The organism is Paenibacillus sp. Y5S-9, assembly GCF_036894235.1.
Taxonomy (GTDB): Bacteria; Bacillota; Bacilli; order Paenibacillales; family Paenibacillaceae; genus Paenibacillus.
This window is the reverse complement of record NZ_CP145887.1, coordinates 5,379,206-5,397,351: the sequence shown is the minus strand read 5'-3', so window position 1 is coordinate 5,397,351 and position 18,146 is coordinate 5,379,206. Positions and strand designations below refer to the sequence as shown.

The window sequence follows — 18,146 nt, the reverse complement described above, 5'->3', positions numbered from 1 at the left end:
TTGAGAAATGACACCTACAATGCTAAAGCAACAGAGTTCTCATGCGAATGGCTAGAGACAGATTTAAGGGGGAATTAGTTTTGAGTAAGGTTGGAAGAAATGATCTATGCCCATGCGGTAGTGGGAAAAAATATAAGAAATGTTGTCTGAACAAGGAGTCCTCTGCAGTAGAATCCATACTGGGGATAATATCAACGGAGCAACCGGTTCGGGAAGCCTCCATTCAGTCTGAGAGCAAACTAACCTTGACCAAGCTGAAAAAAATGGTGGCAAGCGATTTGAAATGGGAGCATCCGGCTCACGAACAGCTGGCACTGCAGACTATTGAGAACATGAGGAAACAATACGAGCCAGAGGTAATTTTGGAAGCTCTGGTGTTATGGAACGGCTACTCCCGTCAGACCCGCCCTACTGTGAAGAAGACAGGCTCGTTCTCTGCTGCAATTGAGTATTTGCTGTCCGAGGAATACGGCTTCAATGTCTCAAAGGCTGAGCTGGCTGATAAATATGAGGTAACGACAGGCACGATCTCCCGGAAGGTTAAGGAGATGAATAGTTACATCGAAGAATACGGCATGGGCGGTGAAACGGACGAGCTATTGATGCTGAACGGTCCAGGCACATCGAAAGACAAAGCACAGGCTCTGCTGTCTAAGGCGATGGAAGCGAGCTCTTCCAAACGGAGAGTACGTCTGGCGGAAACAGCGCTGGAGATGTATCCTGACAGTTCTGATGCGTATCTCATTTTGGCTGAGGAATCGGACAATGAGAATGATGCACGATCTTACCTCAAGGAAGGAATTGCTGCTGGCAAACGTGAACTGGGTGAACTGTTCTTTGAGGAGAACAAAGGGGACTTCTGGGGGCTTCATGAGACTCGTCCCTATATCCGGATATGCAAAAGCTATGCCGAATCCTGCTGGTTTGGCGGAGATACGAAAGAAGCATCACAGATCCTGGAGCATATTCTAGAGCTTAATACGGAAGACAATACCGGAGCACGTTACCTGCTCGCTGCTGTGTATTTGTATAGTAACCAATTGGATCAGGCAGAGCAATTGCTGGAGGAGTATGGAAGAGGTGACGCCGCAGCGGCCTTTGCCTATGACAAGATTATTCTGGAGTATAAGAAAAACGGAATCACCTCCCAGCTCAAAATGCTGTACCGTGTGGCGCGGGGTGTGAACAAACATGTGCCTGATTACCTGCTGGGTTTGAAGCGGTTGCCGCATAACCTCCCTGACTTTGTCGGAATGGGCGACTCCGACGAAGCGATTGAATATGTCATTATGCATTCCCGTTTATGGGCGAGCGCGCCGGATCTGTTGAAATGGATGCTGCAACAATAGAGGAATAAGAAGCGAATAGAAGTTGGGATTCATATGATGAATTCAGCTTCTATTATCCGTGATTTTTGTGGACGTCCCATCCCGTGCAGCGTGTGAGCAAAATTTTTTAGAGCTATCTTTTCGTGTTAACCCTTGACTTTAGCACTGCGGTTCATTACAATCAGAAAAAGTAATAACGATAAAATAATATGAGTAAATATTACTGATTTGATGACGGGACCAAGTACTCCGTGCCCACATGACCAGAGAGGAATCCCAAGGCTGTAAGGATTCTCTTGATGAGCGGACGAATGACTTCCCCGAGAACAGACGGCGAACATAGCAGAGATGATCTGTTGACCAGTAGCCGGCCTGCGCAGGACGTGCGTTACACGTAGAGCGGAATATCTGCTTGATCAGGGTGCTGTATGCAATCTTGAATCATCAGAGATCACCTGAACGGCCAAAGTGTCAGGTTTCCGGAATGTGGGTGGTACCACGGGTGAATGTATATTACACAATCTCTCGTCCCTTGTTTGCTGTATACACAGCGACAGGGCGAGGGATTTTTTTGTTATATAAGTTGATTTAAAAGAAATACACGAAAACGGAGAGGGCAGAAAAAACCTGTAAAAGCGAAGCATTCGCCTAAAAGCTTTCTGAAAGAAAGCTACTTCGGAAGCATATGCTATCACCAGATTTTCACATTGGAAAATTAATTCAAAAAATCTGGGGATAACAGCGATCGAAAGATGGTATTACAGTCGGAGAGACCTGGTATAACATTCCTGGATTAACTTTTAGAGAAAAAAATCAATGCTGGAGGGATCAAGATGGCTTTTCAAAAACCGACTGGAACACAGGACTTACTGCCTGGAGTTGTCGAGAAATGGCAGTACGTAGAAGAAAAAGCACGAGATCTGTGTCGACGGTTTAATTACCGTGAGATTCGTACACCGATCTTCGAACAGACTTCTTTATTTGTACGCGGTGTAGGAGAGACTACCGATATCGTTGAGAAAGAAATGTATACCTTTGATGACAAAGGTAATCGCAGCATGACTCTTCGTCCGGAGGGAACAGCGGGTGTTGTCCGTGCGTATGTAGAGAATAAAATCTACGGCGAACCGGATGTGAGCAAGCTGTATTACATCGGTCCAATGTTCCGGTACGAGCGTCCGCAGGCAGGCCGTCAGCGTCAGTTTCACCAGTTTGGTGTAGAAGCCATCGGTGCGCTGGACCCGGCAATTGATGCGGAAGTAATTGCACTGGGCTACCAGTTGTGCGTAGAACTCGGCTTGAAGGATGTCAAAGTGGAAATCAACTCCGTTGGTAACTCAACCAGCCGTGCAGAATACCGCGAGACGTTACTTGGGTTCCTCAGACCGATGAAAGACAGCCTGTGTAAGGACTGTCAGTCACGCATGGAGCGTAATCCGCTGCGTGTGCTCGACTGCAAAGTCGATCAGGACAAATTCGTAGGGGCACCTTCCATACTGGATAGCCTGGATGAAGAGTCTTTGAATCACTTTGCCAAGCTGCAGGCATACCTGGATGATTTCGGAGTGGATTATGCTGTGAACAATCGTCTGGTACGGGGCTTGGATTATTACACACTGACTGCTTTTGAATTAAAAGCTCAAGGTATTGGAGCAATAGATACGGTTGGCGGCGGTGGTCGTTACAATGGTCTGGTTGGAGATATCGGCGGACCTGATCAGCCGGGTATTGGCTTCGGTATTGGTCTGGAACGGATTCAACTGATTCTGGAGCACCAAAATATTGAGGTTACTACACTGGCTCCACTGGATGTATACTTTGTTGCTCTGGGAGAGGCAGCTGATCGTGAAGTGAACCGTCTGTTGTTCAAACTTCGTCAGTCTGGACTGTCTGGGGAACGTGATTATCTGGGCCGCAAGATGAAAGCACAGATGAAATCAGCTGACCGTTTCAAATCCCGCTACACTGCCATCCTTGGTGATGATGAGCTGGAGCGTGGTGAGATCGCCCTCAAATCGATGGATACGGGTGAGCAACAAACCGTGAAGCTTGATGATCTGGTAGCGGCAATTCGCGAAGTTAAATAAGCACGAAGTGTTACATTAAATCTTAAACATTCAAGTAAAACAATTGATCCGGCAAAATTACTGAGGCTCATCGACGATTCCAATTAAGCGGAAGTTGGCGAGCCAGAGGTAAGATGCCTTTTCGAATACATGGTCTACACGTAACCGGACTGTTGAAGAGCAGGTACTAACTGCCCATACAGAACGGAAATTCACATAATGAGGAGTTTGGTTATGAAAAGAAGTCATCATTGCGGCGCATTAACACCCGCACACATCGGTGAAACAGTAACATTGAACGGTTGGGTTCAGACCCGTCGTGACTTGGGGGGCGTACTCTTCATCGATCTGCGTGACCGCAGCGGGATTGTACAAGTTGTCTTTAACCCGGCTTATTCCGGTGAAGCTCTGCAAATCGCAGATCGCGTACGTAGCGAGTATGTTATCGCTGTAACAGGTAAAGTTGTTAAACGTGATGCAGAAACAGTTAATAAAAACCTGCCTACTGGCGAAATTGAAGTTCAAATCACTGAAATCGAAGTGCTGAACGCGGCAAAAACACCTCCATTCTTCATTGAAGATGGTGTCGAAGTTGATGAATCCCTTCGTTTGAAATATCGTTACCTGGACCTGCGTCGTCCGGAAATGTTCGAAACACTGAAACTGCGTTCCAAAGCATCCAAAGTGTTCCGTGACTACCTGGATGGAGAAGAGTTCGTTGAGGTGGAAACACCGATTTTGACCAAGAGCTCCCCGGAAGGTGCGCGTGATTATCTCGTACCGAGCCGTGTGCATGAAGGTGAATTCTTCGCCCTGCCGCAATCACCGCAAATTTACAAACAATTGCTGATGGTCGGCGGACTTGAGCGTTACTATCAGATCGCTCGTTGTTTCCGGGATGAGGATCTGCGTGCAGACCGTCAACCAGAATTCACTCAAGTCGACATCGAGACTTCCTTCTTGCAACAGGATGACCTGCTGCCAATGATGGAAGAACTGATGGCCAAATTGCTGCGTGAAACTAAAGGTATTGAGCTGGAACTACCTTTCCAACGGATTACGTATGCAGATGCAATGGGTAAATACGGTTCAGACAAACCAGATCTGCGCTTTGGTATGGAACTGGTTGAAATGAACGATATCGTAGCAAACAGTGGTGTGAAAGTATTTGCTTCCGTCATCGAAAAAGGTGGAGAAGTGAAAGTGCTGAACGCTAAAGGCTGTGGCACATGGAGCCGTAAAGAGATCGATGATCTCGGACCATTTGCTGCACGTTACGGTGCGAAAGGTCTGGCTTGGATTCAAGTGAAAGACGGCGAGTTCAAGGGGCCAATCGTGAAGTTCTTCACGCCTGAAGAAATCGAAGCGGTCAAAGAACGTACAGGTGCTGAGGATGGCGACTTGTTGCTCTTCTCCGCAGACACGAAAAAAGTGGTTGCTGACGTTCTGGGCGCATTGCGTCTGAAAATCGGCCGTCAACTTGGACTGATCGATGACAGCAAATTCAAATTCGCTTGGGTTGTGGACTTCCCACTCCTCGGATATGATGAAGATGCAAAACGTTATGTTGCAGAACACCATCCGTTCACACGTCCAAAAGACGAAGATGTACATCTGTTCGACACAGATCCGGGTGCTATTCGTGCTCAAGCCTATGACCTTGTTCTCAATGGTTATGAAGTAGGTGGCGGTTCGATGCGTATCTACAAACGTGATGTTCAGGAGAAAATGTTTGCTGCCCTTGGACTCTCACCAGAAGTAGCGAATGAGAAATTCGGCTATCTGTTGGAAGCATTCGAATATGGAACTCCACCGCATGGTGGTATTGCCTTTGGTCTGGACCGCCTCGTGATGTTGCTGGCGGGCCGCACGAATCTGCGTGAAACGATTGCCTTCCCGAAAACGGCAAGTGCAACGGATCTGTTGATGAATGCACCTTCTGAAGTGGATGACTCGCAATTGGAACAACTTCATATCCGCGTAGCCCGTAAACCGGTAGCGGAAAAGAAATAAAGGAGGCATCGATTCTCAATGCTCCATCAATTTTCAAGAACAGAACTTGCGATCGGACCTGAAGGTCTGGACGCTTTGAAGAATAGTACAGTCGCTGTGCTCGGTATTGGCGGCGTAGGTGGTATTGCTGTAGAAGCTCTTGCCCGTAGCGGCGTTGGGCGCATCATCCTGATTGATAAAGACGTCGTGGATATCACCAACATTAACCGCCAGATTCATGCGCTGACCACGACAGTGGGACAGAAAAAAGCGGACCTAATGGTGGAACGTGTGAAACTGATCAATCCGGAATGTGATGCAATTGCATTAAATATGTTTTACACGGAAGAAACGTATGAGGAATTGTTCAAATATGAACTGGATTATGTGCTGGATGCATCCGACACGATTATCTACAAAATCCATCTCATTAAAGAGTGCCTGAAACGTAAAATTCCGATGATTTCCAGCATGGGTGCGGCGAATAAAATGGATCCAACGAAATTCCAAGTTGCGGATATTTCGAAAACGACCATGGACCCAATTGCCCGTGTTGTGCGTACCACACTTCGTAAAGACGGCATCAAAAAAGGTGTGAAAGTGGTCTTCTCGACTGAAAAGCCGATGAAACCGCGTGAGGACGTAACACAAAAAATCGTTCCCGAGAATGCTCCGGAAATTCGCAAGGCTAAACAGCCACCTGCGAGTAACTCATTTGTGCCTCCGGTAGCCGGACTGATTATGGTCAGTGTTGCGATAAAGGATTTGTTAGAAATTGCAGAGAACAAGCAGCAGTAACTTGCTGCCAACTGAAGAAGCGTGGATGCCGATAAGGCATCTGCGCTTTTTGGTGTGATCATACTTCGTAAGACGGATAGGATAGGACGTCAATCTTCTATGATAGACGAACTGCATCTCTAGATAAATGTCAGAGTTACGTCATGTACTTCAAAGTCAAAACCGTGTATGATATTCACTGCTGCGCGAAATGATGATACATACATAAATGAATTTGCGGCCATATAGGTTCAACTTAACTTTTTACACGAGAACGGAGAGGACAGAAAAAAGCTGGAGAAGCGAAGCGTTCGCCTAAAAGCTTTCTGAAAGAAAGCTACATCGGAAGCATACGCTATCACCGGATTTTCCTCTTGGAGAAGGAAATGCAAAAAATCTGGGGATAACAGCGATCGGAAGGTTATTCTGTCATCGGAGTGGCAAGTGTAAACATTCTTTAGTTGAATTTATAAATAGAGAGAGGGGAATAGAACGAAATGAAACACGGATGGATGACCAGAAGTCTTGGCATGGAGCCAGGAGACCAGTGGAAGAAGGAAGTTGTGGCGGGAGCCATTTCTTATTTTGCCGTGGTCTATATCGTTATGGTCAATGCTACAATTCTTTCCGATGCCGGGATGCCCTTACAGGCGGCCATGGTTGGAACCCTGCTGACGTCTATTGCAGGCTGTTTACTCATGGCATTTGGAGGAAAATCACCGATTATCGTGGTACCCGGAATGGGGATTAATGCATTTTTCACGTATACACTTGTACATTCCATGAAATTAAGCTGGCAAGAAGCGCTGGCCGTTGTAACCGTTACAGGTATACTGTTTGCCATTGTTGCGTTTACGTCATTATACAAAATGATTAGCGAAGCAATTCCGAAAAATCTGCAGCACGGCATTACAGTGGGGATTGGTTTGTTCCTCACATTTATTGGTTTGCAAAAAAGTGGAATCGTTATCGCACATCAGACCACATTTGTCGCGATTGGGCACTTCAATGATCCTAATGTCATTACTGCCTGCGTTACGCTGGTGCTAGCCTTGATTTTATTTATCCGTAATGTACAGGGTGGACTTCTAATTAGTATTCTGGTCGGGACAGGCCTTGCCTATGTACTTGGAGCAGTGAACCCGGGTGAATCCGTATCAGCGATGGATGCGCTGCGTCAATACGGTGGGTTGTTTGGCGAATTGTCTTTGATGAAGCTGGCTGATGTCGCGTTCTGGATTGCGGTATTTTTGCTACTGCTAATTGTGGTGTTCGAAAATATCGGATTAATTACCGCTCAGACACAGATGATTGGTCGTCCAGAGCGGTTTAAAGGTAGTCTGCGCGCACTATCCATTAGTACCGTATTGGCAGGCGTATTCGGAAGTAGTCCTCCTGTTGCTGCAGCCGAGACGACAGCCGGAATTGCGGCAGGCGGTCGCACAGGTTTGACTCCACTCGTTACAGCTGTGTTATTCGGGGCTACTTTCTTCTTCATCCCACTGCTTGGTTACATTCCGGACAGTGCAATTGCACCTATTTTGATCATTATTGGTGGCCTGATGGTGCAAGGTGTGAAAGATATGGATTTTGGTGACTTCACAGAGGCATTCCCAGCATTTCTGATCATGGTCATGATTCCATTTACATATAGCATCGTGGACGGTATGGCGTTTGGATTTATTGCCTATCCATTAGCGAAGCTGGCAGCAGGTCAAGGTAAACAGGTGCCTGTGGTCATGTATGGCATTTCCATCCTCTTTTTAGCCAATTTTGTGTTGCATGGAGTCTTGTAATAAGAAAAGGCAACGTCATGTAAATTCATACGTATGATCTCTGGTGAGCAGATGGAGAACGGGAGGAACGGGAATGGAAGAACAGCAACAAGCAGGGCAGAATGACCAGAAGGTAGGAAAAAAGGGATTTAAGGATTTCGTCAAGCTTATCGCTTCCACGAACCCGCCAAAACTGATCTTGATTCTGGCCCTCATCTTAACCCTGATTCAAACTACAGCCGGACTGATTGTGCCATTGATGACCAAAGGTCTGATTGATGGCCTAACCACTTCGGCACTGAACAAATCTGTTATTTTGTTATTGCTTGGGGCATTTGTGATTCAGGCGATTGCCTCGGGCATCAGCATTTATATGTTAAATTACGCAGGACAACGTGTGGTCGCAACGCTTCGTACCAAGCTGTGGAACAAGGTATTGTCACTGCGAATGCCATATTTCGACCGTAATCGTACAGGCGATACGATGAGCCGGATTACGAATGATACAAGCCAGATCATGACGTTGATCGCGGATTATCTGGTTTCCTTTGTGTCGAACATCGTTGCCGTTGTGGGTGGTGTGGCGTTACTGTTTTATTTGGATTGGGTGATGTCGCTCATTATCCTGAGTCTGGTGCCACTTACGCTGTTGATCCTGTTGCCGGTGGGTAAAAAGATGTACAAGATCTCCAAGAAACAGCAGGATGAGATGGCAGGTCTTACGTCCGTACTTAGCCAGGTTATTGGTGAGATCCGCTTGGTCAAAGCCTACGGCACGGAGAAACAGGAATCAGAAGCAGGAGATTCCCGGATTCGTAAAATGTTTGCTTTTGGCTTGCAGGAAGCACGTATTCTTGCGCTGATCGGTCCTTTGTTTACATTTGTCATGACTGCCGTGTTGGTCGTTATTCTGGGTGTGGGGGGAATGCGTGTAGCGTCTGGCATGCTGTCACCTGGTGAACTGGTCGCGTTCATATTGCTGTTGTTCCAGGTCATTATGCCAATGGGGCAATTCACAACGTTATACTCCCGTTTACAGAAAGTTGTAGGTGCAACAGAGCGCATACAAGCTATTCTTGCTGATGAGGAAGAGCCACATCACAGCACCAAAGTAGCGCCAAAAGGTAATGAGACGATTGCATTCCATGATGTACACTTTTCCTATGTCACAGGAGAGGAAGTGTTGCACGGAATCAATCTGACGGTTCCCACACGCAAGGTGACAGCGATTGTCGGCCCAAGCGGTAGCGGGAAATCAACACTGTTTTCTTTGATGGAGCAGTTCTATATGCCCGATTCAGGTCATATTTCATATGGGGGACAAGCGATAACGGAATATTCTTTGTCATCCTGGCGCAGCAAGATTGGATATGTATCTCAGGAAAGTCCACTTATGGCGGGTACGATTAAAGACAATATCACGTACGGATTGAACCGTGAGGTCACTTTGGATGAGATCCGGCGAGCTGCTGAGATGGCCTATTCTGCCGACTTTATCGACAAGTTGCCACAAGGATATGACACGGAAGTGGGCGAGAGAGGAATTAAGTTATCCGGGGGCCAACGTCAGCGAATTGCTATTGCTCGAGCCTTACTGCGCAGTCCGGATATTCTCATGTTGGATGAAGCAACATCCAGTCTGGACAGTACCTCGGAGTATGAAGTACAACAGGCTTTGTCCAATCTGATGGAAGGCCGAACCACAATTGTTATTGCCCATCGGTTATCTACCGTTGTCGACTCCGATCAAATTGTTGTATTGGAGCATGGACATGTTACCGGAACCGGAACTCATGCTGAATTGATCAGCAATCATCCGGTATATCGTGAGTTGGCACAGAAGCAGTTTGTGGCACAGGAAGGCAACGCAGCAATAGTACAAAAAGAAGAGTAATCTCCATTATTGGAGGGTTTCCGTTATACCCATGAGGTATTTCAATGGAGATCCTTTTTTCTTTTTCTTTAAATTCCTCATATTGACATTAAGACCAACATAATCTATATTGTGGATACCGACCGTTGGTATGAATGAGGAGGAACTTATGGCCAGAAATAAATACCCTGAGCAGACACTGGACCTGATTCTGGCAGTCTCAACTCAAATGTTTACCGAAAAGGGATATGAAAAAACCAGTATTCAAGACATTATAGAAAAATTAGGTATGTCCAAAGGTGCAATATATCATCATTTCAAGTCCAAGGAGGATATCCTTAGTGCAGTGATGGAGAAGGAGCTTGGGCGGGCAGAAGACATGTTTATGGAACTCATCCAGAACACGCATGCTCCAAATGCCAGACAGAAGCTCATCAGTATTTTGGAAAATGTTATCGTTGATCCTGGAATTCAGTCTAACTCAATTGATCAGGTTCTTAGCACTCAGATCAAGAATCCGCAGTTTGTTCTTGGCGGGATAAGAAAAGGTATTCTGAAGGATGCTCGAATTATTGCCGACATTATGGAGGACGGCAAGGAGGATGGGTCCATTTCAGTCGAATATCCGCTGGAGTGTGCTGAAATCTTCATGCTGCTCGTCAACATTTGGATCAACCCTCTTCTATTTGGCAGAGATCAGGAGCAGACATTGGTCAGGCTTAAGTTTTTGCAACACATGATGAAGCTCTTGGGAGCAGATATCGTTAGCGAACGGCTCATTCAGCGAATTACGAATCGCCATGCCAGCACAGGAGGCTATGCGGAGGCGGAATAAACATATACCTGATTGTTTGAAATGGAGAGGGAGAAGATGTTGAAAAGTAGTGAGCCTGCCATATGCAAGAGCATAGACATTGATCAACCCATTCATGATATACAGTTAAATTGGTTGTCAGGAGATATCAGAGTTCTTCCGAGTGTGGATGAACAGATTCACGTTATGCAATATGCGGATGCGTGGTTTTCCAAGCGAAGGCTGATGCAAGTTAACATACGAGGGGATACCTTAAGCATTGTGGACGGGAGAAAAAGGAGAGGCCTCATTGGAATAAATATCGGTCGAACAGCATTGGAAATTCATCTACCAACTAGGGTTTTTAATCATATTTTGCTAAATTCCACAGGAGGACAACTCCGGTTGAATCGGCTCCTGGCCACTCGCTGTCAATGCAAAATCACCTCAGGTCGTGTAGATCTATCAGGGAGGATGGATGAGCTTGAACTGTGCGCATTGGCATCCGTAGTGAAAGGGCAGCACCTTAGTGCAGATAAATTCAATCTTCAATCCCATTCAGCCAAGATCGACATTTCGGGGGAGTTTAGTCACTTGCAAATTACCACAATAGGCAGAAAATTAAATATGGACTGTCTCAAGATGCCAGAGAAATTACATTCCGTATTCACAGGGGCAAAGGCAGTGGTTTCCATCCCAGATAACGAAGGTTTCCAAATTATACTTAAAGAAAGATCAGGAGCATTAAATAGTGAATTTGATCTGACTCCCCTTCATGGGGACAGCAATAATCTAATACACAAAAGTGGAAAAAGTGAATTCCAAGTGGATATTCGAGGAGGAGCTTTTCATCTGAAATCCAGGAAATGAGACACCGATTGTGTACTGAAAACAAAGGGGGCAGATATCATGGCTGGTTGGATCGTAGGAATTAGCTTTTCCTCCATCGTACTGCTAATTGGGATTTACGGCGCATTGAACAGTAGGCGCAGACTGACCAAAAACAAGTGGGCCTGGTGGTTTATTTTGTTTGGTTGTTGTGCGCTTTTCAGTGCCATCATTAATTATCAATTCAGATGAGCCTCATATATTACAAAAGTCAGCCTACAAACGGATGTGGCTTTCAATTGCCCTATGTGATATAGTAAGTATCCTTTTGTATTTCCAGATCTAGGTGATACAGAGCAAAACATATTCTTAGGAGGTAACTGAAACATGTCAGACAGCTTTCAAAGTGCCTATCAAGAAGAAGAGTACAGGTTAGAGCGAACGATGGAGGAAGTGGACAGTCAGTTGGAAAGACTGCAAAATATTCCGGTGTATACCGGCCACGACTTCACAGAACAAGTGCTGGAAGCTGGACGCGAAGAGCGCCGCACCGCCTTGTCCAAGAGCGCGCAGCAACCCTATTTCGGACGCTTGGATTTCGAAGAACAGGGCAGTGGTGCACGGAAACCGCTGTATATTGGCAAAATCGGTGTAGACCGCGAAGAGGTGGGAGAGCATCCGCTCGTCATCGATTGGCGTGCTCCTGTCGCCAGCCTGTTTTACTCATTTACCGGAGGCGAAGCCTCCGCTACGTATGAAGCCCCGGAAGGGCTTATTGAAGGTCTGGTGTACCTGAAACGAAACGTTGTCATTCGGCAGCGGATATTGGAACGTGTGGCGGATACATATAACCGTGACAGCGACCAGCCAGCGGTATCAGATGAATTCCTCGTTTATCGTCTGGGAGAGAACAAGGATAACAAACTCCGTGACATCGTATCTACGATTCAGGCGGAGCAGGATCTGATCATTCGTGCGGCGAGAAACACCGCATTGATCATTCAGGGTGTAGCTGGATCCGGAAAAACAACGGTTGCCCTGCATCGGCTGGCCTTTTTGCTGTATCAGTACAAGGAGCAGGTATCTGCGGAGAAAATGGTTATTTTTGCGCCCAACCACATGTTCCTGGATTACATCTCGGATGTGCTCCCGGAACTCGGAGTAGGGGACATCCAGCAGCGAACATTCCCGGATTGGGCGATGAACCTGCTGGGGCTGGAGATGCCTTTGGCGAATACGTCGGATACTTTGAACACCTGGTTCGAAACACCGGATGCGCGGCCTGAATTAAATGATGATGTACCTGGACGTTACAAAGGATCGATCCGTTTCATGGAGCTTATACGAGAGTGGCTGTCCGGGATGGAAGCGGATTCCGTACCGGATATGGACTTCAGTCCATGGGATGGTAAGGTGCTCAGCAGGACGGAGATTGAGAACTGGTTCGGTGAGGAATACAAACATTATCCGCTGGCCAAACGCAAAGAACGGGTCATGGCGCGGGTTCACCGCTGGATTGAGATGGAACTTAAGAAACCGATGCCAGAAGCTGTGCGCAAAGAACGCAAGAAAAAAGCGTCTACTCGTGAGAAAGCTTATGCCAAAAAATGGCCTCAATACGAGCCGCTTACGTTATACAAACAGCTGTTCAAAGCTGCAAAGGGCGGCTCTGTGCCAGCCTCGCTCAGCGAGCTTATTCCAAAACTAGTCATGAAACAAACAGCAGCAGATCTGAAGCAGGATATCGTCCGTGAAGAGGATCTGCCTGCATTGGTATACATTCATACATTGGTCCATGATATTGAGGGTTCGGAGCGGTTCGATCATGTCGTAATTGATGAAGCGCAGGACTTTTCCCCTTTTCATGTGGCGTTATTGGATCAGTTCGTCAAAGGGCATTCCTTCACTATACTGGGTGACTTGTCTCAAGGCATTCATGAGTACCGTGGTGTTCATGCGTGGGAAGAGATGAGTTCTCTGTTTCCTGAGGAACAGAATGCATACTTTGCATTGACCCGAAGTTATCGTTCAACGATGGAAATTATCGATTATGCCAATACGATTCTGGAACGTGGCGTCAAGAGCGGAATTACGGCGATTCCTGTTTTCCGTAGTGGTGATCCGGTTCGGACGTTGGCTTATGGAGGCGAAGGGCGGACGGCGAGTCTGGAGCAGGCTTTGAAGGTGTTAACGGTCAAAGACTACCGAACAGTCTCCATCCTGACCCGTACACTGCATGAAGCAGAGGAACTTCATCGTGAACTTCAGGACGCAGGCTGGGATCTAAACCTGATCGATGGTGGCAAAAAGCAGTACACGGGTGGACACTCCGTTTTACCGGTCTACTTGTCCAAAGGGTTGGAGTTTGATGCCGTTATTGTGGCAGACGTAGACCAGAAGCATTATTTGCCTAATGCGGGTGATGCAAAGCTGTTGTACGTTGGTTGTACACGGGCCTTGCACGAATTGTGGTTGTTCCATGACGGTGTACTGCCGATCTATGCGGCTGCAACACATAATCCCGATGGCGAACCCGTAACCATTCAGGGTTGGCCAGAGCTTGGTTAGATAGAGTTTACTTATACAACAAAAGGCATGACGTTCATGGGAAAGTCCCATAAGCGCATGCCTTTTTTGCTTTTGTGCGAGAAATGATTAATCTTCCAAGGAAGAACGATGAAGAAGTTCAAGTTATGTTACTCTATTTCTCATTCTGGATGAGCGACGGTTCACCAGGAATATACCAATACCAATAAATAAACCGCCTGCTAATGCAAACCACTGAACGTGCTCTCCCAGCAAAATCCAACTCGATAGTACACCAAAGAACGGTGCCAGAAACAGATACGAACTGGTTTGGGCTGGGTCACTATTCTGCAGCAGGTAAAACCAGAGTGAAAACTGAATGATGGAGCAAACAAGCGTTAACCAGAGCAGCGCCATAACCGAGGTGGTATTGACAATAAAGTGAGGCTGTTCAGTCCATACGCTCAGCAGAAGCAACGCAGCACCTCCAGCAAGCATCTGATAGGCTGTTAAGACAAAAGTATCATAGCCATTACCCCAGCGTTTGATGAGCAATGTGGACACGGCAAAGGAAATCGCTCCACCAAATCCAATCCAGGTTCCGGGGCTAAAGCTCATCTGCCACCCAAAAGTTAACATTATCCCGATGAAACCGAGTATAACACCGATCCACTGACTGAAACGGTAGGTCACTCTATATAAGAGAGCACTGAGGATAATGACCAGTAGCGGATTGGTAAACGTAATAATGGCGGATTCACCGGATGTAATCCAGTTCATGCTGTAGTAGGCGCAGCCCATCACTCCTGCGGATTGGAACAGACCAATGAGGATTATTTTCAACCAAGACTGCCATCCAGTAGGCAAAGGACGTTTACGAAGGAACAAGGCCATCAAGCCACCTGCCAGTATATAACGTATGCCCATGAGCAGGAAAGGTGGGGCATATAACATGCCGATCTTGCCAACTGGAAAAGAAGTGCCCATGATTAACGTTGTCAAAATGATCAATAATGTATATTTCAATGGTTTGATGATCCGGGTATCTTTATCATGACTGGAGCTCATAACGTCTGTCCGCTATCTACAGTAATTAGTTGCCCGGTCATGGATTGCTGTTCCAGCGCAGCACAGATCATGTGTGCGATATCTTCAGGTGAGGCAATATGCTGTAATAACACTTCTCCACCAAGACGATGCATTCGCTCCTCGTTTCCAGCCCACCACCTTGTCGCAACTGCGCCAGGGACGATGGCATTCACCCGAATGTGTGGTGAGAGTGCGTGCGCAAGTGATAATGTCATACCATGAACTGCCGCTTTGGAGACGGCGTAAGGGAGGGAGGAGCCCGAGCCTGTACTGCCTGCGATGCTGCCCAGATTCACGATAGAACCACCGGCAGCCTGTCTCATGCCTTCCGTCACGGCACGAGCGCAATGAAACATGCCTTTCACATTCACATCAACCAGCTCATTCCAGATGTCATCTGTAACAGACTCCAGATCGTGCATGGGGATATGGTGCGTGATTCCAGCGTTATTTACAAGTGCAGTGATCGGGCCATAGGTTTCAGTTACTGTAGTGACCATCCGCCGGACATCAAGATCATTGGCAACATTAGCTTGAACGGCGAATGCATGGCCTCCCGTATTCAGAATGTGTTGAACAGTCTCGTTTGCTGCATCTTGTGAGCGGGAATAGTTGACAGCGACCAAGGCTCCGCGTTCAGCGAGCATCTCACTTACAGCACGGCCTATACCTGTTCCACCACCTGTGATCAGAGCAACTCTATTTTTCCAGTATGTCATGCTGAACACTCCTTATCATCATCCAGTCAGATGACTGGTTTGGGATCTACATGAATTGTAGTCCGGTTTACACATGAAGTATAATGATTGGTAATGAAGTGGATATCATTTTGAATGATGTCAGAGTGGAGGGACCATGGAGAGCGGGGATCTTAGAATATTTCAGTGTGTTGCACAGGAAGGGAATCTGACCAAAGCTGCTTCTAAACTGGGGTATGTGCAATCCAACGTAACGGCACGGATCCGGCATCTGGAAGCAGAAGTAGGTACAACGTTGTTCATTCGTCATAACCGAGGCATGACGTTATCTCCAGCCGGAGAAATGTTGCTGACCTATGCAGATAAAATTATTGGTTTGCTGAATGATGCTTCCAAGGCACTTCGGGCGACAAGTACACCATCGGGTCCAATGCGAATAGGGTCTACACAAACCGCGGCGGCTGTGCGACTACCTGAACTTTTCGTCAGATATTATAAACAGTATCCAGATGTCTCCTTGTCACTGGTGACTGGCAATTCGCAGATGCTTATGGATCAGGTTATTGGGTATGAATTGGAAGGAGCATTTATAGGCTGTCCCTGTGATCATCCTGATATCGTTTCTATTCCCATATTTGATGAGGAACTATTTGTTGTCTATTCTGGTATGGGTCCTACGGATGAAGATCTTAAGAGTAAACCCATACTTGTCTACAGCATGGGGTGTTCCTATCGTCAGGTTTTGGAGGAATGGTTAGAGGTGGGTGGTGTTACCCGCCCAGTAATTATGGAATTCGGAACCCTTGAAGCGATTATTAGTGGGGTTACTTCAGGTATGGGAATTTCCTTATTACCAGAGATTGTGATTAGGCATCAGATCAAAAATGGATTATTGCGCACGCATACACTCCCCGTCGGTATGAATCGTATGATGACTCATTTTATTACTCGCAAGGATGCCTTTGTCAGCAGTGCACTTCATGCATTTATGGCTATGTTACCGCGAGAGTATGATATGATAGAGAGTGGAGAACGATCAGAAGTGTAATGGTATTCAAGGCAAGGCAATCCGTTAAGGAAGTGATGAGCAATGGATTTATTTTCGTTTCAACAGGACTCAAAACCACAAGCTAGATTGCTCGCCGACCGCATGCGGCCAGAGCATCTGGATGAATATATTGGACAGGAACATATTATTGGACCGGGGAAATTGCTCCGGCGCGCCATTGAGGCTGATCAGATTTCATCCATCTTGTTATACGGCCCTCCGGGATGCGGTAAGACAACCCTTGCACATATTATTTCTCAGCAAACGCAAGGACAGTTCGTACGTCTGAATGCAGTGGAAGCTTCCGTCAAGGATGTGCGTGAAGTCATCGAACAGGCGCAAACGAACAAACAGCTGTATGGAACCAAAACTATTCTGTTCCTCGATGAGGTACACCGGTTTAACAGTTCACGTCAGGACGCGCTATTGCCAGCGGTAGAGAAGGGCACGATTATTTTTATCGGCGCGACAACAGAGAATCCCTTTCATTATGTCAATGGAGCCTTGATGAGTCGATCCACTCTGTTTCAGCTAGAATCGCTAAATAAGGATCATTCCCTAATTGCAATGCGCAGAGCATTGAGTGATGCGGACAAAGGTCTGGGGTTCATGGAACTACAGGCGGACGATGAGGCGCTTGAGCATATTGCTACGATGGCCAATGGGGATATTCGACGTGCGCTTAACGCGCTTGAACTGGCTGCGTTGACGACGCCACCAGAGAAGGATGGATCCATTCATATTACGCTTGGTGTAGCAGAAGAGTCTATTCGGCGCCCCATTGTGAAGGCAGATGAATCCACCCAGTATGATGTACTGTCTGCATTTCACAAGAGTATTCGGGGTTCCAGTGATGCGGCGTTGTTCTGGTTTCTATACGCGGTGGAGAAGCTCGGCATGGACCCGATGACCTTCATTCGGCGTCTGATTGCAGCGAGCAGTGAAGATATTGGACTTGCGAACCCGCAAGCCATGACTCAGGCGATTGGAGCGCTTGATGCGTACCGAAATAACGGCTGGCCCGAAGCCAAGCTGAACATTGCACAAGCGATTCTGTTTGCGGTCGAAAGTCCAAAATCCAATGCGGTGTACACCGCCATTTCCAAAGCCATGAACGCGATTGATGAGGTAAAATCGGCAGAAGTTCCGCTTCACTTGCGAGATACGCATTACTCGGGTGCCGTGAAGCTTGGACATGAGGGTTATCAATATCCACACAACTATCCGGGGCATTACGTGAAACAAGAATATTTGCCGAAGCAGCTCTCACGGAGAGTATTCTATGAGGCCACGGAGCAGGGGAACGAATCGAAGATTAGGTTAAACCAACAGCGGCGTAGGGATTTGTAAGAT

General features: G+C 46.9%; 14 protein-coding genes. 12 read left to right on the top strand and 2 right to left on the bottom strand.

Features of this window, described 5'->3' with window-relative positions; translation table 11 throughout:
- Positions 1–80 precede the first annotated feature (80 nt).
- The 10 genes from V6669_RS23730 (at position 81) to V6669_RS23685 (ending at position 14,000) form a co-directional block, all read left to right on the top strand.
- Complete coding sequence (locus V6669_RS23730) at positions 81–1,349, top strand: SEC-C metal-binding domain-containing protein (protein WP_338588343.1); 1,269 nt, start codon at positions 81–83, stop codon at positions 1,347–1,349.
- A gap of 812 nt (positions 1,350–2,161) precedes the next feature.
- Positions 2,162–3,415 carry a histidine--tRNA ligase gene (gene hisS / locus V6669_RS23725; RefSeq protein ID WP_133385894.1) on the top strand — a complete coding sequence of 418 codons (1,254 nt, stop codon included), beginning with the start codon at positions 2,162–2,164 and terminating at the stop codon, positions 3,413–3,415.
- 213 nt (positions 3,416–3,628) lie between these two features.
- Positions 3,629–5,407: an aspartate--tRNA ligase gene (aspS, locus tag V6669_RS23720; RefSeq protein WP_091027644.1), complete on the top strand. Its 1,779-nt coding sequence runs from the start codon at positions 3,629–3,631 to the stop codon at positions 5,405–5,407.
- Positions 5,408–5,425: 18 nt separating this feature from the next.
- A complete protein-coding gene (locus V6669_RS23715) occupies positions 5,426–6,184 on the top strand; it encodes a tRNA threonylcarbamoyladenosine dehydratase (protein ID WP_091020457.1) in 759 nt (252 codons plus the stop codon).
- Positions 6,185–6,660: 476 nt separating this feature from the next.
- Complete coding sequence (locus V6669_RS23710; RefSeq protein WP_076333633.1) at positions 6,661–7,959, top strand: NCS2 family permease; 1,299 nt, start codon at positions 6,661–6,663, stop codon at positions 7,957–7,959.
- A 73-nt stretch (positions 7,960–8,032) separates the two neighbouring features.
- Complete coding sequence (locus V6669_RS23705) at positions 8,033–9,832, top strand: ABC transporter ATP-binding protein (RefSeq protein WP_338588342.1); 1,800 nt, start codon at positions 8,033–8,035, stop codon at positions 9,830–9,832.
- A gap of 148 nt (positions 9,833–9,980) precedes the next feature.
- On the top strand, positions 9,981–10,646 hold the full coding sequence (locus V6669_RS23700) for a TetR/AcrR family transcriptional regulator (protein WP_338588341.1): 666 nt from the start codon (positions 9,981–9,983) through the stop codon (positions 10,644–10,646).
- A gap of 36 nt (positions 10,647–10,682) precedes the next feature.
- Positions 10,683–11,474 (top strand): DUF4097 family beta strand repeat-containing protein, encoded by a 792-nt coding sequence (locus V6669_RS23695; protein ID WP_338588340.1) that lies wholly within the window; start codon positions 10,683–10,685, stop codon positions 11,472–11,474.
- Positions 11,475–11,513: 39 nt separating this feature from the next.
- Positions 11,514–11,684: a hypothetical protein gene (locus V6669_RS23690; protein ID WP_338588339.1), complete on the top strand. Its 171-nt coding sequence runs from the start codon at positions 11,514–11,516 to the stop codon at positions 11,682–11,684.
- Positions 11,685–11,819: 135 nt separating this feature from the next.
- Positions 11,820–14,000 (top strand): UvrD-helicase domain-containing protein, encoded by a 2,181-nt coding sequence (locus V6669_RS23685; protein WP_338588338.1) that lies wholly within the window; start codon positions 11,820–11,822, stop codon positions 13,998–14,000.
- A 123-nt stretch (positions 14,001–14,123) separates the two neighbouring features.
- Here V6669_RS23685 and V6669_RS23680 read toward each other — a convergent pair whose 3' ends face one another.
- Together V6669_RS23680 and V6669_RS23675 are read right to left on the bottom strand one after the other, a co-directional pair.
- The gene (locus tag V6669_RS23680) at positions 14,124–15,026 is read right to left on the bottom strand and encodes an EamA family transporter (RefSeq protein ID WP_338588337.1); all 903 of its coding nucleotides are present in this window, start codon (positions 15,024–15,026) and stop codon (positions 14,124–14,126) included.
- Positions 15,023–15,766 carry an SDR family NAD(P)-dependent oxidoreductase gene (locus V6669_RS23675; RefSeq protein ID WP_338588336.1) on the bottom strand — a complete coding sequence of 248 codons (744 nt, stop codon included), beginning with the start codon at positions 15,764–15,766 and terminating at the stop codon, positions 15,023–15,025. The genes V6669_RS23680 and V6669_RS23675 overlap by 4 nt, the downstream gene beginning before the upstream one ends.
- Before the next feature lie 136 nt (positions 15,767–15,902).
- Here V6669_RS23675 and V6669_RS23670 point away from each other — a divergent pair, with 136 nt between their 5' ends.
- Together V6669_RS23670 and V6669_RS23665 are read left to right on the top strand one after the other, a co-directional pair.
- Entirely contained in the window at positions 15,903–16,793 is an 891-nt protein-coding gene (locus V6669_RS23670; protein ID WP_338588335.1) for a LysR family transcriptional regulator, read from the top strand.
- Between the two features lie 42 nt (positions 16,794–16,835).
- On the top strand, positions 16,836–18,143 hold the full coding sequence (locus V6669_RS23665; RefSeq protein ID WP_091027662.1) for a replication-associated recombination protein A: 1,308 nt from the start codon (positions 16,836–16,838) through the stop codon (positions 18,141–18,143).
- The last annotated feature ends 3 nt before the right edge of the window (positions 18,144–18,146 follow it).

Bases quoted from the DNA above. Each gene is read 5' to 3' on its own strand.
- hisS (WP_133385894.1), top strand. From the start codon at position 2,162: ATGGCTTTTCAAAAACCGACTGGAACACAGGACTTACTGCCTGGAGTT.
- aspS (WP_091027644.1), top strand. From the start codon at position 3,629: ATGAAAAGAAGTCATCATTGCGGCGCATTAACACCCGCACACATCGGT.
- V6669_RS23715 (WP_091020457.1), top strand. From the start codon at position 5,426: ATGCTCCATCAATTTTCAAGAACAGAACTTGCGATCGGACCTGAAGGT.
- V6669_RS23710 (WP_076333633.1), top strand. From the start codon at position 6,661: ATGAAACACGGATGGATGACCAGAAGTCTTGGCATGGAGCCAGGAGAC.
- V6669_RS23705 (WP_338588342.1), top strand. From the start codon at position 8,033: ATGGAAGAACAGCAACAAGCAGGGCAGAATGACCAGAAGGTAGGAAAA.
- V6669_RS23700 (WP_338588341.1), top strand. From the start codon at position 9,981: ATGGCCAGAAATAAATACCCTGAGCAGACACTGGACCTGATTCTGGCA.
- V6669_RS23695 (WP_338588340.1), top strand. From the start codon at position 10,683: ATGTTGAAAAGTAGTGAGCCTGCCATATGCAAGAGCATAGACATTGAT.
- V6669_RS23690 (WP_338588339.1), top strand. From the start codon at position 11,514: ATGGCTGGTTGGATCGTAGGAATTAGCTTTTCCTCCATCGTACTGCTA.
- V6669_RS23685 (WP_338588338.1), top strand. From the start codon at position 11,820: ATGTCAGACAGCTTTCAAAGTGCCTATCAAGAAGAAGAGTACAGGTTA.
- V6669_RS23680 (WP_338588337.1), bottom strand. From the start codon at position 15,026: ATGAGCTCCAGTCATGATAAAGATACCCGGATCATCAAACCATTGAAA.
- V6669_RS23675 (WP_338588336.1), bottom strand. From the start codon at position 15,766: ATGACATACTGGAAAAATAGAGTTGCTCTGATCACAGGTGGTGGAACA.
- V6669_RS23670 (WP_338588335.1), top strand. From the start codon at position 15,903: ATGGAGAGCGGGGATCTTAGAATATTTCAGTGTGTTGCACAGGAAGGG.
- V6669_RS23665 (WP_091027662.1), top strand. From the start codon at position 16,836: ATGGATTTATTTTCGTTTCAACAGGACTCAAAACCACAAGCTAGATTG.